Consider the following 19,176-nt stretch of genomic DNA (forward strand, 5'->3'; position numbering starts at 1 on the left):
TTGGTTAACATAATCACCATCCAGTTTTGTTAAAACTGAATGATACCAAGTGGATCAATTTTCAATTGGTGTTAGTGGATCATTTTTGCACTGGTGGTGACAAATATTCTCATTTCTACAACGCCAAAATACTTTCAACCTCCCAATAAAGTACCCACTTCCTAAAAGTGGATTTGTATTATTTTCCAATCAGTTACTAGAGAATCTCCCGACTACACCTTTACTGAAAGTACAATTAACACCCAACATGCGCAATAAACAAACACACCGCCTGAATGAGCGAGAGATATGTCAATTCTTTGTGATTAATTCGTTACAATTCGCGCGCTTCCATCTAATATTTGTATGCCTTGAGCGATTTCATTCACTCTGAAATTGCACTCGACCAATTAACGTTAAATTGACTTGCATGGAGAAAAAGATGAGCAGCAACACATCGAAAGTAAATGGAATTAATAGACGTAGATTTATCCAAGGCTCGGTAAGTTTTGCCGTCGCTGCGGGGCTAGGTTCGACCATATTCAGCTCTGAAGCGGAGGCACACAATTGGAATTCTGGATGGAGACACCCTTCACATAATGACAATGATAAAAAATTGTGGCGTAAAGTGAAAAGTGAAAAGTGAATTTTCGCTCAGTAAAGCAACCACCTACATGAATACAGGAACAACTGGTTCAATACCAAACCAAATTCTTGAACAGTATGAAAAAAATAGCAAAATTGTCGCTCGCTCACCTTGGGATATGGAAAACAAATTTGGCGCCTTTCCTTACACCACTGAAATGGTAGACGATATAGCATCGAGTTTTGGTGCCGATCCATATGAAATAATCTTAAGCCGCAATACTACTGATGGTATGTGTACAATTATCAATGGTCTACAATTCGAACCAGGTGATGTCATTTTAACGACCCATCATGAACACGTTGCCGCAACATCACCTTTAAATGTCGTCAAACAACGTTTTGGTGTTAACGTAGTTGAAGTACAACTGCCAATTTATACTGGAACTGAAACAGTATCAGAAGATGATTATGTTGAAGCTTTCCGTTCCGCTTTAAACGCCCATAGCAATGTCCGCTTACTCACTTTTTCACACATTACTTATAAAACTGGGACAAAGCTACCAGCAAAACGTCTTTGCGAGTTAGCTAAGCAATATGGCATACCGACACTGATTGATGGTGCTCATACGTTTGGAATGCTCAACATAGATTTACATGACATCGATTGTGATTTCTATGCAGGTTCTGGCCATAAATGGCAATGTGGCCCTGGCGCTACCGGGATACTTTTTGTTCGTGATAATGCAAACCGACTGAGTAACTATTGGAGTGATCGCAGCAATCCTCTTTGGTTTATTAACTCTTCATTGTCCGAGGCCGCTTATTTAGGCACTCAAGTCCAAATACAATATATCGGCAATGACAACTACCCAGCAAAACAAGCATTAGCTGATAGTTGTAAATTATGGGATAAAATAGGTCGAGACAAAATCGAAAAGCGTATTTTTGAACTAAGCAAATTATGCAAAGACTTACTAGCCGATGCTCTACCTCATGCCTATCAATTTTCACCTAATCACGAGAATTTCCTTAGTGGTATCACATCCTTCAATCCATTTGGACTAACCGATAATGACCGCCTCTTAGAGTTTAGGGATCGCTTAAGAAATGAATATGGTTATATCATCCGAACTACTGATTTTAAGCTGTACAAAGAGGATACAGAAGAAAGCCACGCTTTACGGATATCTACACATATTTTTAATGATGAAGATGATGTTCGTGGCCTAGTTTCTGCCATTAAGCGTCTATACAAAAAAATGGCCTAACCGCAATTTAAGCGCCCTTACTCTCTAAGGGTGCTTTGATTTATTTGGTATGGATTAAAGAGGGCATCATGGTTCGTAACATATTAAAAAAAATTATTATTAATTCTTCATTAATTATTACAGCTCTACTCTTTAGCAATACAGTTTTTGCTAGAGACCTTGCGGATATCCAAAAAGAAGGCGTTTTACATCATCTCGGTGTGCCATACGCTAATTTCATATCCTATATTGACAGTGATGGGTTTGAATCCGTGACGGGACTCGACATTGAGATAACACAAGGATTTGCAAAGTTTATTGGGGTTAAATATGAATACATCCCAGCCACGTGGAATAATATAGTTGGAAAGTTAACTGGTATCGATTCGCAATTTAAAAATAACCATATTATCAAGGGTAAATCTGTTGCTATAGAGGGCGACATTATCGCCAATGGAATGACCGTTTTAAACTGGCGATCTCAATTATTTGATTTTTCAGATGACTATTTCCCTTCAGCTGTATGGCTTGTTTCAAGAGTTGATTCCGATTTACAGCCAATAACACCATCAGGTTCATTGCAAAAAGATATCGAGATAGTCAAAAAACTAATGGTGGGAAGAAATGTTCTGGCCATGGAAGACTCTTGCTTAGACCCAAATCTATACAATCTTTATGATAACGGTATCAATATTATCCTACCGACTCGTAAGCGAAATTTAAATGAGATGGTCCCTGCTATTTTAAATAAAGATGCTAATAATACATTACTAGATGTGGCTGATACCTTAATTGCTCTTGAAAAGTGGCCAGGTCAAATTAAAGTAATAGGTCCGATTTCTGAGCAACAAAAAATGGCCGCAGGATTTAGAAAAGACTCCCCAGAATTACGGAAAGCTTATAACCAATATCTAAAAATCATCAAGGCTGATGGGACTTATCAACATCTAATAGAAAAATACTACCCATCAGTATTTGATTTCTACCGTGCTTATTTCAAATAAAGAACAATCGCTATTATGAATCAGTGGATTAAAAAAATTTCAAGTCGCCAGTTAATCGTTAGCGGATCGATTATATTAGGTCTGTATTTAATCTTAATACTTGGTGTTACTAATCTAGGACAAACAAGGCTTAAAGAGTCTCAACAGCGTGAGTTAGGTTTGAAAGTTCAAAGCTATGCTCATGTCTTAGATATGTTATTTGTTGTCACCAAAGACCGAATCAATAACGTCTCTACTGGAAAATCAATGCAAACATTCTTTGCAAACTTAGCCTCTGGTATGTCAATGGAATATGGCTTAGGTGCCAGTCTAATGAAGTTAAACCGAGATCTGACACAACTCATCGATACAAGAAAGCTGTATAACGAACCGACATTTGAGCATCTACTCTTACTTAATTACACAGGAAACATCATCTCTGAAACAGGCAATGCCACAAGTATCAATACTAATATTTCTCAATATCATCAACTACAAAGCACTGAAATATTAGTCGATGCAAGTAAAGAACACGATAAAATTCATATAAAGATGATCAAGCCTATTCAGTACGGAGGAAAGACCGTTGCTTATTTAATCGCCCAGTTAAATAAAAATGTCATCATCAAACAGCTTACATCACAAGAATATGAAGATAGCCATAGTCGCATGAACTTAACGACCTCATCAGGGGATATTCTTATTTGGGATACCTTCACCGGTACGCATTCTGAATCTAAAAACTTGAACCTAAATGAGAGTATTTATTTTGAAGTTCCTATTATTGGATCACCTTTTAAATTAAAAAGCTGGTTTGAACCATTGGCTGAAAAAGATATTTTCACCTCACGTTGGTTTATCATCGCTTTATCACTCTTAGCTATCCCTGTCATTTTAGGGCTGCTTTATATTTTCATGATCAATAATATGAATCTCGTATTGAGGACTAAAATCCAACATAGCCGACGCCAACAAAAAGTGTTATTCGTAAAAAACCAGCGCTTACTTGAAGAGGTAGAAAAGCGTAAACAATCAGAAGTACTACTAGCCTATCAAGCATCCCACGATGCACTAACAGGGTTAGCCAATCGTAAATATGGCAACGATCAATTAGAGCAAGAATTAATAAAAGCAGCCCAGAATAATACCCTTACGCTAGTCATCTTTATTGATTTGGATAACTTCAAACAAATTAACGATACTTTAGGTCATTTGGTCGGAGACATGGTTTTAATCGAAACGACCCAACGCCTACTACAAATGATTACACCATCCTCCACACTATCTCGTTTCGGTGGTGATGAATTTTTACTTATTATCCCAAATCTGAAAAACAGTAATGATGCAAAGCATATTGCTTCCACAATTCTCGCCCTGTTTGAACAGTCTTTTGTATCAAATAATCAAGAATTCTTCATTTCAACAAGCATTGGCATGGCGATGTATCCATATGATGGAACCACATCACAACAATTATTAGCGAATGCTGACATCGCCATGTATAAAGTCAAAGAAGACGGACGTAACGCATTTAGCTTTTATAATTCGGATATGCATATTGATGTACAACGGATGTTAACTCTCGACAGTCGTTTACGCCAAGCTATTGTAAATAAAGAATTAGAACTTTATTACCAGCCGATTATTGATTTAAAAACAGAAAAAATCATCGGTGCTGAAGCATTAATGCGCTGGAATGATAGTGAATATGGATTTATCCCTCCTGATGAGTTCATCCCTATAGCTGAAAAAAATGGTCTAATTCACCAACTAGGTGACTTTGCACTTAATACAGCTTGCTGCCAAGCTGCTAAGTGGCAGGAAATTTCACCATTACAAATATCTGTTAATTTTTCGAGTGTCCAATTCAGATACTATGACGGATTATTGTCTCAAATTCAAAAGGCTTTAGATTCATCCTCCTTGCCATCACAGAAACTCGATATTGAAATTACCGAAAGCCTATTATTCGATCATAATGAAGGCGTAGTCGCTATGCTTAATGAGCTCCAAAGTATGGGAGCACAATTAACAATTGATGATTTTGGAACCGGATATTCAGCCTTAAGCTATCTTCAAAAATTCCCTTTTGACCGCCTTAAGATTGATCGGGAATTTTTAATTGATATGCGTTATAGCGAAGAAAAACGAGAATTAGTAAATGCAATCATCGCAATGGCTAAGGCGCTAAATTTAGAAATTGTTGCTGAGGGAATTGAAGACAATTGGCACGTGAGTTACTTAAAAGATATGGGGTGCGAATTTGGGCAAGGGTATTATTACAGTCGCCCCGTTCCTGCTAAAGAGTTTGAACGAATATTAAAGCAAGGTATAAATGGCAATGCTAAATAAAGAAAGGTCAATATTTTAGATTTAAGATCCATGCCCATTCTTGGGATAAAAAATAAGCTCTACTGAAATAAATCAATAGAGCTTTTTTGCATTATCATATACATATTTTCTACATACACAAATCAGAAAAATATTGATTTATATATTAAATGTGGCGGTGAGCAAGGGATTCGAACCCTCGATACGTTGCCGTATACACACTTTCCAGGCGTGCTCCTTAAGCCACTCGGACAACTCACCGTAATTTTGGTTAAGATTACTTAACGAGACGCTAATTTAATGATTCTATAAGGTAAGGTCAAGCTTAAAACTAGATTATCGTACTATTCTTGTTTAAGTGTTCAATATTTAACTACTTAGCCAATTTAAATCTTCAGATTTACTCTATCATCCTTTCACATCTTAATACTCTTCTTCTCTAAACGGCCAACGACATAGATCTAGAAATAAGTCATATAACACACCTCAGGCATACGAAGATCTATACTCCTTGCTGCGTAGCCTTTCAAGATGAATGCCTTTTTACTTTGATGCACCACCCAGTCACGAAACAAACCTCAAGGCATCGCGATTGCAACATTTATTATGTATTTATACCTTGCTTCTATTTCTCAAACCGACTCCTTGCTATCATTGATTCACTCACCTTTTTAAGGATTTTCCTGTGACTTTAAATGAACTGATTAATCAACCAGAACTAGAAGACAAACTATTAAATACCGAACAAACAACCGGCTTTTTAACTGCAATGGCCGCAGCACCTTATTTATTAGAGCCAACAGAATGGTTGCCTTTCTTATGGGGAGGAGATGACACGGCCCCTTTCGAGACAACAGAGCAATTTGAACAGTATGCTGAGCTCATCATTGCCCAATGGAATATAATTCATCCTGCGCTTTTAGATGGCTCATGGACCTGGCCTGAAGGGTATAATCTTGATGAAGAAGAAGTGGTAACCGAATCTGTACGTGATTTTGCTGAGGGTTTACTACAAGGATGGCAGTTAACTAGAGATGATTGGGAAACTTTAATGCCTGAAGGAAGCGAAGATGATTCCTTACTAGGTGGCGTGTTGCTTTCAATTAGTATGCTGTACGACCCAGAAACGGCAATTACTACACTCTCAGACCAAGGTTTAACTGGATTAGATGAATTCCAAGAAATTTACAATGCTATACCTGTAATGCTCTGCGGATTAACTCAACGTGGCAACGCTCTAGCACAACAAGCCAAACATTAAAAAATACCACTAAAAAGATAAAGAGGCTGATAAAATATTTTCCCAGCCTCTTTTTGTTTATAATTTTTGGTCTATTAAATAGAGCTAAAAACCGTTACTAGAGTTGATTTACCAACCGTATACGGGTCTCATAAGCCGCTTTATATTAAGCGTTGCCTTTAACTGACATATTTAATGAGTCAGCAAAACTTAGCATTCGATTTAATGGAATTAAAGACTTCAGGCGTATCTCTTCATCCACAAATATTTCATGCTCTACACCACTTTCCGTTAATGCTTTCTCAATCGCTTGCAGGCCATTCATCGCCATCCAAGGACAATGTGCGCAACTACGGCAAGTTGCACCATTTCCAGCAGTTGGTGCCTCTATCAATTCTTTTTCAGGGACCAATTGCTGCATTTTAAAGAATATTCCTTTATCTGTTGCAACAATGAGCTTTTGATTTGGTAAAGATTTGGCGGCTTTAATTAATTGACTTGTTGAACCTACTGCATCAGCCAATTCAACCACACTGGCAGGAGATTCAGGATGAACCAATACGGCGGCTTCTGGATATAGAGCTTTCATATCTTTTAATGCTTTAGCAGAAAACTCATCATGTACAACACACTCGCCTTGCCATAACAACATTTCAGCACCTGTTCTATTGGCAATATAAGACCCAAGATGGCGATCTGGTCCCCAGATGATTTTTTTATCTTGTGAGTCTAAATGCTCAACAATTTCAAGAGCAATACTTGATGTCACAACCCAATCCGCACGAGCTTTCACGGCTGCCGATGTATTGGCATATACAACTACAGTATGATCAGGGTGCGCATCACAGAATTCGGTAAACTTATCGGCTGGGCACCCAAGATCAAGCGAACATTCAGCATCTAATGTTGGCATTAATATATTTTTTTCTGGCGTTAAAATCTTAGCTGACTCTCCCATAAAACGTACACCTGCAATGATCAATGTCGAAGCTGGGTGACGATTACCAAACTTAGCCATTTCTAAAGAATCACCGACAAAACCACCGGTAGCTTCTGCTAATGCTTGAATCTCTGGATCAGTATAATAATGAGCGATAAGTACTGCATCTTTTTCAGCTAACAGCTTTTTGATCTTAGCTATATGCAAGTCTTTTTGTTCCTGAGTTAACGGAACTGGTTTCGGAGGAAATGGGTAGATGGTTTCAATTGTATCTGTAATGTGCGCCATTGCTCTTACTCTACACAAATTTTTTAGGTTCGAGTATTGTACACTCGTTAGATTCAATAAAAAACAAAAGCCACTGCTAGAGTGGCTTGTATAAACATTCTGATACTTATAATGGGGTATGCGCAGCTACAAGTTACCTTTAGCTAATTTAGCCGCTGAAGAGCTCGGATACTCTTTAATAACTTTCTGATAATATTTATTCGCCACATCATCTTTATTATTTCTCTTGGCAATATCACCGAGCTTAACTAAAGCATCAGGACGTTTTGGTGATTGCGAATCAGAAACAACAGAGGCAAAACTTTTTGCAGCATCACCATCTTGTTTTTTTGCAAAATAGAGTTGCCCTAACCAGTAATTAGCATTTGTAGAAAAGCTAGACTTGGGATATTGAGTCTTAAATTCCTTGAATGCAGTAATTGCCCCATCATAATTTCTATCTTTTAAAATCAGATCAACAGCAGCTTGATAAGAAGATTGTTCATCTTTACTCGCATCAAAGGCAGCTGTAGGGATAGCAGGAGAAGCTGTGTCAGCAGAAGATACAGGCTTAGATTTCATATCTTTTAAATCTGATCTTAATTTATCTAACTCAATAAAAAGCTGTCTTTGCCTTTCAACCGATTGCTTCATCTCATAATTATTACGCTCAATGGTACCGCGCAAACTAGTAATTTCAGCTTCTTGGTTATCAAGTTGTTGCTGTAGGCGAGCCTGAACACGATTACTGTTATCGAGTAAACGTTGAACACGTTGGAGATCGTTTTCTGAACGCCCAGACTGAGAGCGCCCTGTAGAGTCATTGAGATCAGATACTGGAGCAGAAGCAGCAAGCACTGGGCCTGCTGCAACTACTAGTAACGTAAGCGTAATAACTCGCTTTATGTTACCAAGCATAGATATCGCCTATTAGTAAACGATAACTGCGCGACGGTTTTTAGAATAAGCGTCTTCCGATTGGCCCATTTCTAAAGGTTTTTCTTCGCCATAACTTACGATAGAGATTTGTTCAGCTTGAACACCTAGTGCTTGAATATACTTAGATACTGCTTCTGCACGACGCTCGCCTAGTGCGATGTTGTACTCAGGAGTACCACGCTCATCAGCATAACCTTCGATAGTTACTTTTACGTCAGGCATTGTGCTAAGGAATTTAGCGTGTGCTGCAAGTGTATCTTCATACTCAGACGAAATCTCAGATGTATCAAACTTAAAGAATACAGTAGAGTTTTCACGCAGCTTTTGCTCTGCCGCTGCTATATCTTGCTCAGACATCACACCACTTTCACCAACTGCTGATGCTACTGCAGTTTCTTGCTGAGAGCTAGTTTGAGCATCAGAGTTTTCTGCCGCATCATCGCTAGAGCTACAAGCTGCAACTGTTAGAAGAGGCAGTGCGATTAGTAATCCTTTAAGAATCTTATTAAGTTGCATATGTATTTTCCTTATATTGTCTAACTGTAGTTATTATAAAAATGGAGACCAAGCAGGAGCTTTCACTCTGCCATTTGTCGCTGGTAATAGAGCTCTAAATCGACCATCAAGAGAGACCATAGATAACACATTCTGCCCCTGATACATCGAACTATAAATCACCATACTACCATTTGGCGCCACACTAGGAGATTCATCCAATTGCGTTTTTGTTAGCACTTGAACGGCTCCAGTGTCCAAATCTTGCTTGGCTATATTAAACCCTTCTGCATTTCGATTCACCATAATTAAGAATCGACCATCAGGTGTAATTTGCCCACCAAGGTTTTGGCTACCTTGCCAAGTCAAACGAGTCGTCGCTTGATCTGACAAATTCACTTTATATATTTGCGGTAAACCGCCTCTATCTGAAGTAAATATTAAAGACTGACCATCTGGCACCCAGAACGGTTCAGTATTGTTTGCTCTACCACCTGTAATTTGTTTTAACTTACGAGTCTGTAGATCTAACACATAAACTTGTAAACTTCCGCTTTTCGAAAGTACTAATGCGAGTTTCTTACCATCAGGAGAAAACTCTGGCGCTCCATTATGACGAGGGAATGCAGTCAGAATCTCTGTTTTACCTGAATAGATGTCCATCATATAAAGCTTAGCACTACCAGTTTGAAAACTTACATAAGCAAGCTTGCGACCATCAGGTGACCATGCTGGTGACATTAAAGGTTGCTTAGATCGTAATACTAGTCGTTCATTGTAACCATCATAATCCGAAATACGTAATTGATATGGATAATTACTTTTACTACTTACAACAACATAGGCAATTCTTGTTAAAAAAGCACCTTTTTCACCAGTAAGTTTTTCATAAACTAGGTCTGAAATACGGTGTGCATATTCACGTAGACGCTTAGCTGGGACCACAGCTCTCTTACTTAAAAGTAAATAGTCTTTAGCTGGAACTAAATTACCATTTTCATCCAGAGCTTTACTCTTACCATTATTGAGTTGACCACGAACAATATCAACTAATTGATATTGAATAATATAATTCCCTTTCCCGTCAGGACTGATTGTCCCAGTAACCAAAGAATCGACACCTATATTATTCCACTGAGAAAAATTAATTTCCGTATCCGTATAAGGTGTTTGCGGCATTTTGGAGGTCGCAATGGGGTTAAATTTCCCACTACGCTGTAAGTCAGAGGAAATTACATCGGCAACATCTTGAGGTAGAGGCTCTTTTCCTCCCCATTTAAACGGTACCACACCAATTGGACGAGCAGAATTCACACCTTCAGTAATAACAAGTTCTAATGCTGCGTTAGCCGCTTGGCTAGCAGTCAAGATAATAAATAACCCCAATAATACGCGTTTTATCACTGAATATTCCTTTTAGTGCTTATACCAATTTGACTAAACTAATCGGTATCATTTAGGTTCGACTGTTAAATTGATATTTTTCAATTGGTCTGCTACATCTTGCTCTTTTGGTAGAGGAAATGTTCCTACCTGAGCGACGGCGCGCTTAGCTGCTGAACATAATCTTGCATCACCATCTATAGGCGATACTTTGCTCACAATCGCGCCTTTACCCGCTTGTATAAGACGAATGTTAATTTTGCATGACTTACCTTTAAATGCATCTTCAGTTAATAGTTTCTCTTGGATCATTTGGGTGTAAATCGCACCATACCGAACAAGCTCTGAGGTAATATATTTTTGTCTTGCAACAGAAATTTGTTCATTTTCAGCTTCTAACCCAGAAAAAACATCATCCAACGCTGCATCTTGAGCTTTTTTCTCTCTCGCTAAACGAGCTTGTTCAGCCGCTTTTGCATCAGCCTTTGCTTTAGCGTCCGCTTTAGCTTTAAGATCTGCCTTTTGTCTCGCGTCAGCTGCAGATTTTGCATCGGCTTTTGCTTTCGCCTCTGCCATTGCTTTCGCTTCAGCTGCAACTTTAGCTGCTTCAACTGCTTTAGCTTCTTCTGCCGCTTTTGCTTTCGCTTGACGAACACGCTCAGCCTTTGCCGCTTCTTCTTTTGCTATAAGTGCTTTTTTTGCATCAGATTTTTTCTGTTCTTGTGCTAATTGCTGCTGTCTTTCTTTTTCCCTTGCAGCTTTATCCGCTTCAACCTTTTGTTCTTTCAACTTTCTCTGTCTGTCTTCTTCTTTTTTTCTATTTTGTTCTTTCCGTTCCGTTTGCTGACGCAGTTTTTCAACTCGCTGTTGATCTGTTTTCTTAGCCGCATCACGTTTCTCTCGAATACTTTTTGCTTGTTGCTCTATCGCTTTAGGATCAATAACAACTGCTTCAACCATTTTGTGTTGAGGTTTTTTCTCAGTATCAGAAAACCATGAGCCGCCTAACATTAATATCAAAATGATAAAGTGTAGACCTATAGAAATCAATATAGCTGATTTGTATTCTTTATTAAATATCAACAAATTAACTGCTCTCTTTAATGTCAGTTAACAGCCCTACTTTTTCAATTCCGGCTTTACTCAGTTGATCAAGTACCAATACAATATCCGCATATGATGTTTTTGCATCACCACCAACCGCCACCGGTGAGTCAGGATTAAGCTTTCTCTCAGCTTTCACACGAGTGATAACTTGCCCCATATCCAATCCACGCACCATATCTTCATCATTAACACTCAGGCCTAATTGACCTTTTTGGTTAATTTCAACAATGATAAAACTTGCACCGCTGTCACCTGCAATATCCGAAGCCGGCTTAGCAGTTTCTGTCTTAGGCAACTCAACTTCGACTCCTTGAGTAACAAATGGAGAAGTCACCATAAAAATAATCAATAACACCAACATAACATCGATATACGGTACGACATTAATCTCAGCTTTGAGTTGGCGTTTCTTACGAATGTAACCTGCCATGATTATTCCTTATGCTCAGTCATGACTTGGCGGTGTAAGATACTGTGAAACTCTTCAGCAAAAGTAGCATAATTATGCTCAAGCTTAGTTACCTGATTACTTAGACGGTTATAAGCCATAACCGCTGGAATTGCCGCAAATAAACCCATAGCAGTTGCAACCAGTGCTTCTGCAATACCAGGTGCTACCATAGCCAATGTCGCCTGCTTAACTTGCCCAAGAGCAATAAAAGAAGTCATGATTCCCCAAACCGTACCAAATAAACCAATATAAGGACTAATTGATCCTACAGTGGCTAAGAATGGTAATTGGTCCTCAAGTTCATCGATTTCTTTTGACAGTGTTACACGCATTGAGCGCCCTGCACCTTCCATGACATATTCAGCTGACGCGCCTGGAGTACGACGTAAACGAGCAAACTCAGTAAAACCCGAATAGAAAATTTGTTCTGTGCCTGTAATATCATTTTTACGAACTTTTACTTCTTGATAAAGTTTTGAAAGATCAACGCCTGACCAAAACTTCTCTTCAAATGTTGTGGCGTTTTTAGATGCACTATTAAGTAATTTACTTCTTTTTAGGATTACAGCCCAAGAGAGCACTGACATACCAAGTAAAATAAGCATAACAAGCTTAACCAATAAACTTGCCTGTAAAAAAAGGTCAAAAATTGAAATATCAGCTGACACGGGTAAACTCCGACATAATTAGACTAGGAATAGCTTGTGGTTTCATTTGTTTAATGTTGACACAGGCTACCTTAACATTTGCTTTACACAAAACTTTGCCATCAAGATTGACTAACTCCTGACAAAATATTATGGATGCTTTTTTTAAAGTAGTAATCGAAGTGAGTACTTCTAGCTGTTGGTCCAGTGTGGCACCATGGATATAATCAATGTCCATATGGCGCACAACAAAACCAATTTCTTGGTCGAGAAGTGAGTACTGAGATATACCTAAAGAACGCAATAACTCAGTTCGAGCTCGCTCAAAAAACTTTAGATAATTTGAGTGGTAAACAACACCACCTGCGTCAGTATCTTCATAGTAAATGGTAATTGGCCATTTAAATGCTGCTTTTAATTGCTCTATCACATCACATCCCATAAACAACATATAATTACTAACACTATACAGTAACTTAGCTGATTCAATAATAGCATAAGCAGAAATTTTACTTAAATTAGACTCAATTGAATATTTACCACTCAGTTAGTTTTGGACTTTGACAATCTATAGGGAAATAAGCAGGAAAGATAAATAGACACAATAAAAACAAGAGGGAAAGTTGTTACAATACGTTAAATGCTACCGTAATATTCATAACTTCTAGTGGACTAGATATTTACAATTTGAGCTACGGTAACATTTATATTTAAACGTATAGGTATGAAAAAATAACGAGTATCACGCCAGAAATATATGGGCTAAATAGCACTTGCCATAACCAAAAGATCGGTTTGAAGCCAACGCTGTAGACCATTGTGCTGCATAAAGACCATATAAATAAGATAGTTAACTGTGCATTGAAGCCACCTATTTGATCCGCATAGTCTTTCGGCAACCACATGAACATACTGATATGGAACACGGCAACCATAAAAAACAGGGCTCTTAATAGAGCCCTATCCATTGGTCGGTGTATATCAGTCATTTTTTGACTAATATTATTCACGATCCTCATCCATCATTTCTGAATGCTCTAACCAGAGAGCATTGATAATACCGAATGCACAGGCAAGTAATACGCCTAAGATCCAAGCAAAATACCACATATCAATGACTCCTTAATAAAGTGAATTCTTATTTGCTTCGATGAATTTATCATCAAGACGGCCAAACATTTTGTAATAAGTCCAAGTTGTATAGCCTAGAATGATAGGAACCATCACAGCGGCAACACCGGTCATTATTTGCAATGTTAATAAGCTTGATGTTGAATCCCACATTGTAAAGCTATCATTTGGATTTAAGCTTGATGGCATTACGAATGGGAACATAGCAAAACCGGCTGTCAAAATCACACCGGCACACGTCAAGCTTGAAGCAACAAATGCCAATGCCCCTTTTTCAGCTTTGGTGGCGATGATAGCAAGTACAGCCATAACAACACCTAGAGCTGGTGCTATCCACATCAATGGATAAGTAGCAAAATTAGCCATCCAAGCACCCGGCTCACGGACGACTTCTTTAAGAAGAGGATTTGATGGCCCATTATGATCCATTACACTTTTCACAACATAGCCGTCAATGTTTTGCACCCAAAATCCGGCGATAATAAATAGTACAGCTACAGCAAGCCCTGTAATCGTAGATACCGTACGGGCACGATTATAGACATCACCCGTGGTTTTCATTTGTAACCATGTAGACCCTTGAAGTACAAACATAGAAACACTCACTAGGCCACACACTAAGGCAAATGGATTCAATAACCCGAAAAAGCTGCCGTGGTATTGAGACATCATTAATTCATTCAGTTCAAATGGTACACCTTGGAGCAGGTTACCAAATGCCACACCAAAAATTAAAGGTGGAACAAAACCACTGATTGAAATACATATATCCCAGTTATTACGCCATTTTTGAGTTTCAATTTTTGAGCGATAATCTAGTGCCAGTGGACGTAACCAAAGAGCAGCCAATGTGACATACATCGCCAAATAGAACCCAGAGAAAGACGTAGCGTATACCATTGGCCATGCAGCAAATAGAGCACCACCTGCGGTAATTAACCAGACTTGGTTGCCATCCCAGTGAGGTGCAATTGAATTGATCATTACACGTCGCTGAGTATCCGTTTTACCAATCAGTGGGACTAATGCACCCACTCCCATATCAAAACCATCTGTGATAGCAAAACCGATGAATAATACACCGATCAACACCCACCAGATAAATCGAAATGCTTCGTAATCAAACATGAATTATCCTCTGCTTAAATTTCGACTTGACGAGAAACTTTACTTTCTAAAGAAGTATCGTTTTGCTCAAAGTGATAACGTCCTGTTTTCAAGCTACTAGGACCTTTACGTGCAAACTTAACCATCAAATAAACTTCTGCAATTAAGAAACACGTATAAAGTGCAATAATTGCGAAAATTGAAGTTAATATTTCACCACGAGATAATGCAGATGCAGCAACGTACGTCGGCAATATTTCACCTACCGCCCATGGTTGACGACCAAACTCAGCGACAAACCAACCCGTTTCTATAGCAATCCAAGGAAGTGGGATACTAAATAGAGCCGCTTTCAACAACCACGGTTTCTGGGTGATTTTTTGGCGACAAGTCTGAATAAAGGCAAAACCAAATACGGCTAGCATAATAATTCCACACGCCACCATGATTCGGAACGACCAGAAGATAGGCCACACCGTCGGAATTGAATCATCCGCAGCAGCTTTAATTTGCTCTTCTGATGCGTCAACTACTTTATCCGTGTAACGTTTTAACAATAGACCGTAGCCCAGATCATGTTTCACTTCATCGAATGCTGAAACATTCGCTTCTGATTTATCACCAGCGCGCAATTTCTCAAGCAACCCATAAGCAATCATACCGTTTCGAATACGGACTTCATGTTCAGCTTTCAGATCTTTTAAGCCCGTAACTTGTTTATCCAATGAACGAGTTGCAATTATACCCATTGCATATGGGATTTTAATGGCGTAGTCAGTATTCATTGTTTCTTGGTTAGGTAAACCAAATGCAGTAAATGCCGCAGGAGCAGGCTCGGTATTCCACTCAGATTCTATCGCAGCAAGCTTCACTTTTTGAACTTCACCAACTTCATAACCAGATTCATCACCCAGTACTAATACGGATAAAATGGCAGCCATACCAAAAGACGCAGCAATCGCAAAAGAACGACGAGCAAATGGAATATCACGGCCTTTTAATAAGTAATAAGAACTTACACCTAGAATAAACATCGCACCACAGGTATAACCGGCTGCAACAGTATGAACAAACTTAACTTGTGCGACAGGATTAAAGATCACTTCAGAAAAGCTAACCATTTCCATGCGCATTGTTTCAAAGTTGAATTCTGAGCCGACTGGATTTTGCATCCAACCATTAGCAATAAGAATCCAAAGCGCAGAAAAGTTAGAACCGATAGCCACTAACCACGTTACCGTTAAATGCTGACGCTTAGATAACCGATCCCAACCGAAGAAGAAAAGGCCAACCATGGTTGATTCTAAGAAGAAAGCAATTAAGGCTTCAATGGCCAAAGGAGCACCAAAAATATCACCTACATAATGAGAATAGTAAGACCAGTTAGTACCAAACTGAAACTCCATCGTTAGGCCAGTCGCTACGCCAAGAGCAAAGTTAATACCAAAAAGCTTACCCCAGAACTTGGTCATGTCCTTGTAGATTTGCTTTCCTGTCATTACATACACTGATTCCATGATGGCAAGTAAAAATGCCATACCGAGAGTCAGAGGAACAAATAGGAAGTGATACATCGCTGTCATTGCAAATTGCAACCGCGATAGATCAACAACATCAATCATGGTAACTCCTTTTTATTTCGTATAAACACCCATAATGAGGTATCAATAACGATTAGGATGGTTAATGTCGACACGTTTATAACAGTCAATATCGGTTGTTACAAAGTTGTGCCAAGTTTGTTGTTATATTGTTAAGTATTATCTAATATAGCTAACGCTAATATTACTTGTTAAAGATCCACCTTTCAAAAGGTTTTTCAAAAAACTTTCTTTGATACATATCAAATACCACCATCGCAACACTCTCTATTTTGCTAAAACATAAAAACAAAGTGTATCTAAGTATTAATGATAGACTTTGAACAGTACAACGTTTAAAAATTAAAAGTATCGAGATATGAGCAGAAGAATTGTAGAAGACTGGAGTGGAGATGCAAGTATGGAAAAAGGATAATTACTCTTAATTATCCTTTAGTTACATTTTTAATTATCCTGTTTATCAATACCAAAATGAAGGTAAGCCCGATCGCTGGCAATTCGTCCTCTTGGTGTTCTTTGCAAGTATCCTTGCTGGATCAAATACGGCTCAATAACATCTTCAATCGTGTCTTTCTCTTCACCAATAGCCGCCGATAAATTATCAAGCCCAACAGGACCACCTGAAAACTTATCCATTATGGCTAAAAGTAGTTTTCTATCCATATAGTCAAAGCCTTGGTTATCCACATCCAGCATATTCAGCGCTTTATCTGCGGTATCGGCACAAATATGGCCATTTCCTTTCACTTCTGCGTAATCACGAACTCGACGTAACAACCGATTAGCTATTCGAGGTGTTCCTCTTGCTCGTCGAGCAACCTCTAAAGCACCTTCCTCTTCCATCGAAAGACCTAAGCAATCAGCACTGCGCTTAACAATATGCTGTAGATCTTCAATTTTGTAGTATTCGAGGCGCTGCACAATACCAAAACGGTCACGTAACGGAGAAGTTAATGAGCCAGCGCGAGTAGTTGCACCAATTAGTGTGAAAGGAGGTAAATCAATTTTAATAGAACGTGCTGCTGGGCCTTCACCAATCATGATATCGAGTTGATAATCTTCCATCGCTGGGTACAAAATCTCTTCAACCACTGGGCTTAAACGATGAATCTCATCAATAAACAAAATATCGTTAGCTTCAAGGTTTGTCAGTAAAGCGGCCAAATCACCCGCCTTCTCCAGCACTGGACCCGACGTCGTTCGAATACTGACTTCCATTTCATTAGCGACAATATTGGCTAATGTCGTTTTACCTAAACCTGGAGGACCAAAAATCAATAAATGGTCTAATGGCTCACTGCGTAATTGCGCCGCTTTAATAAAAATTTCCATCTGATCACGCACATGATCTTGCCCACGGTAATCCGCTAGCTTTTTAGGACGTATTGCTCTATCAATTATTTCTTCATCGCGAAATACTGGGTTTTCAGGAGCAATCAAGCGATCAGCTTCAATCATTGGAGACCTATGGAACTAAAAAAGTTAAAGGAATTTAGAGAAGACATCTTATACCATTGACTTAAGTGCTTCACGGATAATGTTTTCACTACTCATATCAGGTTTGGCAACTTGAGCAACCACTTTAGAAGCCATTGGTGGTTTATACCCTAAAGAAATTAATGCGCTAACAGCTTCATCTTCTGCATGATTAGAACGAGAATTGAAGCTAGAATCCATCGGCGCTGCATCCGTAGCCGGCGTAAACAAATCATGAGTTGTCCACCCCTTCAATCGATCTTTCATTTCAACCACAAGACGTTCCGCTGTTTTCTTACCAACACCCGGTAATTTAACTAACGTTGTTACATCTTCATGCTCTACACAAGTGACAAACTGAGAAGCTGTCATACCCGATAAGATCGCTAAGCCAAGCTTTGGCCCAACACCATTCGCCTTGATCACTTCACGAAATAAAGCACGCTCTTTTACAGTATTGAAACCATACAAAAGTTGTGCATCTTCTCGTACGACAAAGTGAGTATAAATAATGGCTTCTTCATTCACATTAGGCAGTTCATAAAAGCAGCTCATCGGCATTTGTACTTCGTACCCAATACCAGACACTTCAATTAAAACTTCCGGAGGTTGCTTTTCAATAATGATCCCACGTAAACGACCAATCACTCGACTTTCCTTTCATTCATTATTTTACAATTGCCTAATCATAATAACTTACTGGATAAACATCCAGTACATATTGATTTTGAAAGGAGTATTTATCGATAACGGCCACGGCGAGAACTACTAGCTTGGCCAGCTAAAGCTATGAGGGTTTTGTTGGTATTGGCATGACAAATAGCCACACCTAATGCATCCGCTGCATCCGCCTGTGGTTTAGCGGATAATTTCAACATACTTTGAACCATATGCTGTACTTGTTCTTTCGTTGCCGCGCCAGTTCCTACCACGGATTGCTTGATCAAACGCGCCGCATACTCAAATACTGGCAAATCTGCATTGACGGCAGCGACAATTGCACTGCCCCGAGCCTGCCCAAGCTTAAGCGCTGAATCAGGATTCTTCGCCATAAAGACTTGTTCAATCGCAAACACATCTGGCTGAAACTGGGTAATAATCTCAGAAACACCTGCATATATTTGCTTTAAACGACCTGGCAATTCCTTTTCTGACATACGGATACAACCACTGCCCAAATACTGTAGATATCGCCCTTCTTGGCGGATCACACCATAGCCAGTGATTCGAGAACCGGGATCAATCCCAAGGATAATTGTCATGT

The 19,176-nt window shown here is 39.0% G+C and carries 19 protein-coding genes, 1 tRNA gene and 1 pseudogene; 4 read left to right on the plus strand and 17 right to left on the minus strand.

The window, feature by feature from the left end; all coding sequences use genetic code 11:
* Positions 1-360: 360 nt before the first annotated feature.
* Complete coding sequence (locus HC725_RS16670; RefSeq protein ID WP_238928399.1) at positions 361-519, minus strand: hypothetical protein; 159 nt, start codon at positions 517-519, stop codon at positions 361-363.
* On the opposite strand from HC725_RS16670, the pseudogene HC725_RS00005 reads away from it, so the two are divergent.
* The 3 genes and pseudogenes from HC725_RS00005 to HC725_RS00015 all read left to right on the plus strand — a co-directional run bounded on the left by HC725_RS00005 (position 470) and on the right by HC725_RS00015 (position 5,149).
* A pseudogene (locus HC725_RS00005) lies at positions 470-1,835 on the plus strand (aminotransferase class V-fold PLP-dependent enzyme). The gene HC725_RS16670 and the pseudogene HC725_RS00005 sit on opposite strands and share 50 nt — an antisense overlap.
* Positions 1,836-1,903: 68 nt before the next feature.
* Complete coding sequence (locus tag HC725_RS00010; RefSeq protein ID WP_190329715.1) at positions 1,904-2,818, plus strand: transporter substrate-binding domain-containing protein; 915 nt, start codon at positions 1,904-1,906, stop codon at positions 2,816-2,818.
* Positions 2,819-2,833: 15 nt separating this feature from the next.
* Entirely contained in the window at positions 2,834-5,149 is a 2,316-nt protein-coding gene (locus HC725_RS00015) for a putative bifunctional diguanylate cyclase/phosphodiesterase (RefSeq protein WP_190329716.1), read from the plus strand.
* A 152-nt stretch (positions 5,150-5,301) separates the two neighbouring features.
* On the opposite strand, the gene HC725_RS00020 is transcribed toward HC725_RS00015, so the two are convergent.
* Positions 5,302-5,389: transfer RNA gene (locus tag HC725_RS00020), tRNA-Ser, on the minus strand.
* Positions 5,390-5,813: 424 nt separating this feature from the next.
* Between HC725_RS00020 and HC725_RS00025 the strand changes: the two genes are divergently transcribed.
* A complete protein-coding gene (locus HC725_RS00025; protein WP_190329717.1) occupies positions 5,814-6,389 on the plus strand; it encodes a UPF0149 family protein in 576 nt (191 codons plus the stop codon).
* A 145-nt stretch (positions 6,390-6,534) separates the two neighbouring features.
* Here HC725_RS00025 and nadA read toward each other — a convergent pair whose 3' ends face one another.
* From nadA to ruvC, 15 genes are all read right to left on the minus strand, one after another.
* Positions 6,535-7,596, minus strand: coding sequence for a quinolinate synthase NadA (gene nadA, locus HC725_RS00030; RefSeq protein WP_190329718.1), 1,062 nt, complete (start codon positions 7,594-7,596; stop codon positions 6,535-6,537).
* Between the two features lie 126 nt (positions 7,597-7,722).
* Positions 7,723-8,493, minus strand: coding sequence for a tol-pal system protein YbgF (gene ybgF, locus HC725_RS00035; protein WP_190329719.1), 771 nt, complete (start codon positions 8,491-8,493; stop codon positions 7,723-7,725).
* Between the two features lie 12 nt (positions 8,494-8,505).
* Positions 8,506-9,030, minus strand: coding sequence for a peptidoglycan-associated lipoprotein Pal (pal, locus tag HC725_RS00040; RefSeq protein ID WP_190329720.1), 525 nt, complete (start codon positions 9,028-9,030; stop codon positions 8,506-8,508).
* A 33-nt stretch (positions 9,031-9,063) separates the two neighbouring features.
* Entirely contained in the window at positions 9,064-10,413 is a 1,350-nt protein-coding gene (gene tolB / locus HC725_RS00045) for a Tol-Pal system beta propeller repeat protein TolB (protein WP_190329721.1), read from the minus strand.
* A 48-nt stretch (positions 10,414-10,461) separates the two neighbouring features.
* Positions 10,462-11,472 carry a cell envelope integrity protein TolA gene (tolA, locus tag HC725_RS00050; RefSeq protein ID WP_190329989.1) on the minus strand — a complete coding sequence of 337 codons (1,011 nt, stop codon included), beginning with the start codon at positions 11,470-11,472 and terminating at the stop codon, positions 10,462-10,464.
* Between the two features lie 7 nt (positions 11,473-11,479).
* Positions 11,480-11,929, minus strand: a complete 450-nt coding sequence (gene tolR, locus HC725_RS00055; protein WP_190329722.1) for a protein TolR — start codon at positions 11,927-11,929, stop codon at positions 11,480-11,482.
* Between the two features lie 2 nt (positions 11,930-11,931).
* On the minus strand, positions 11,932-12,618 hold the full coding sequence (gene tolQ / locus HC725_RS00060; protein WP_190329723.1) for a protein TolQ: 687 nt from the start codon (positions 12,616-12,618) through the stop codon (positions 11,932-11,934).
* Positions 12,608-13,039, minus strand: coding sequence for a tol-pal system-associated acyl-CoA thioesterase (ybgC, locus tag HC725_RS00065; protein ID WP_190329990.1), 432 nt, complete (start codon positions 13,037-13,039; stop codon positions 12,608-12,610). Before ybgC ends, tolQ begins: the two co-directional genes overlap by 11 nt.
* Before the next feature lie 268 nt (positions 13,040-13,307).
* Positions 13,308-13,616: a cyd operon YbgE family protein gene (locus tag HC725_RS00070; RefSeq protein ID WP_194687819.1), complete on the minus strand. Its 309-nt coding sequence runs from the start codon at positions 13,614-13,616 to the stop codon at positions 13,308-13,310.
* Positions 13,600-13,707, minus strand: a complete 108-nt coding sequence (gene cydX / locus HC725_RS00075) for a cytochrome bd-I oxidase subunit CydX (RefSeq protein ID WP_027697179.1) — start codon at positions 13,705-13,707, stop codon at positions 13,600-13,602. Before cydX ends, HC725_RS00070 begins: the two co-directional genes overlap by 17 nt.
* Before the next feature lie 12 nt (positions 13,708-13,719).
* Positions 13,720-14,856, minus strand: coding sequence for a cytochrome d ubiquinol oxidase subunit II (cydB, locus tag HC725_RS00080; protein ID WP_190329725.1), 1,137 nt, complete (start codon positions 14,854-14,856; stop codon positions 13,720-13,722).
* A 14-nt stretch (positions 14,857-14,870) separates the two neighbouring features.
* Entirely contained in the window at positions 14,871-16,457 is a 1,587-nt protein-coding gene (gene cydA, locus HC725_RS00085; RefSeq protein WP_190329726.1) for a cytochrome ubiquinol oxidase subunit I, read from the minus strand.
* A 423-nt stretch (positions 16,458-16,880) separates the two neighbouring features.
* Positions 16,881-17,894, minus strand: a complete 1,014-nt coding sequence (gene ruvB, locus HC725_RS00090; protein ID WP_190329727.1) for a Holliday junction branch migration DNA helicase RuvB — start codon at positions 17,892-17,894, stop codon at positions 16,881-16,883.
* Between the two features lie 48 nt (positions 17,895-17,942).
* On the minus strand, positions 17,943-18,560 hold the full coding sequence (ruvA, locus tag HC725_RS00095) for a Holliday junction branch migration protein RuvA (protein ID WP_190329728.1): 618 nt from the start codon (positions 18,558-18,560) through the stop codon (positions 17,943-17,945).
* Between the two features lie 92 nt (positions 18,561-18,652).
* Complete coding sequence (ruvC, locus tag HC725_RS00100; protein WP_190329729.1) at positions 18,653-19,174, minus strand: crossover junction endodeoxyribonuclease RuvC; 522 nt, start codon at positions 19,172-19,174, stop codon at positions 18,653-18,655.
* Positions 19,175-19,176: the final 2 nt, after the last annotated feature.

The organism is Vibrio sp. S17_S38 (genome assembly GCF_014694375.1).
Lineage (GTDB): Bacteria > Pseudomonadota > Gammaproteobacteria > Enterobacterales > Vibrionaceae > Vibrio.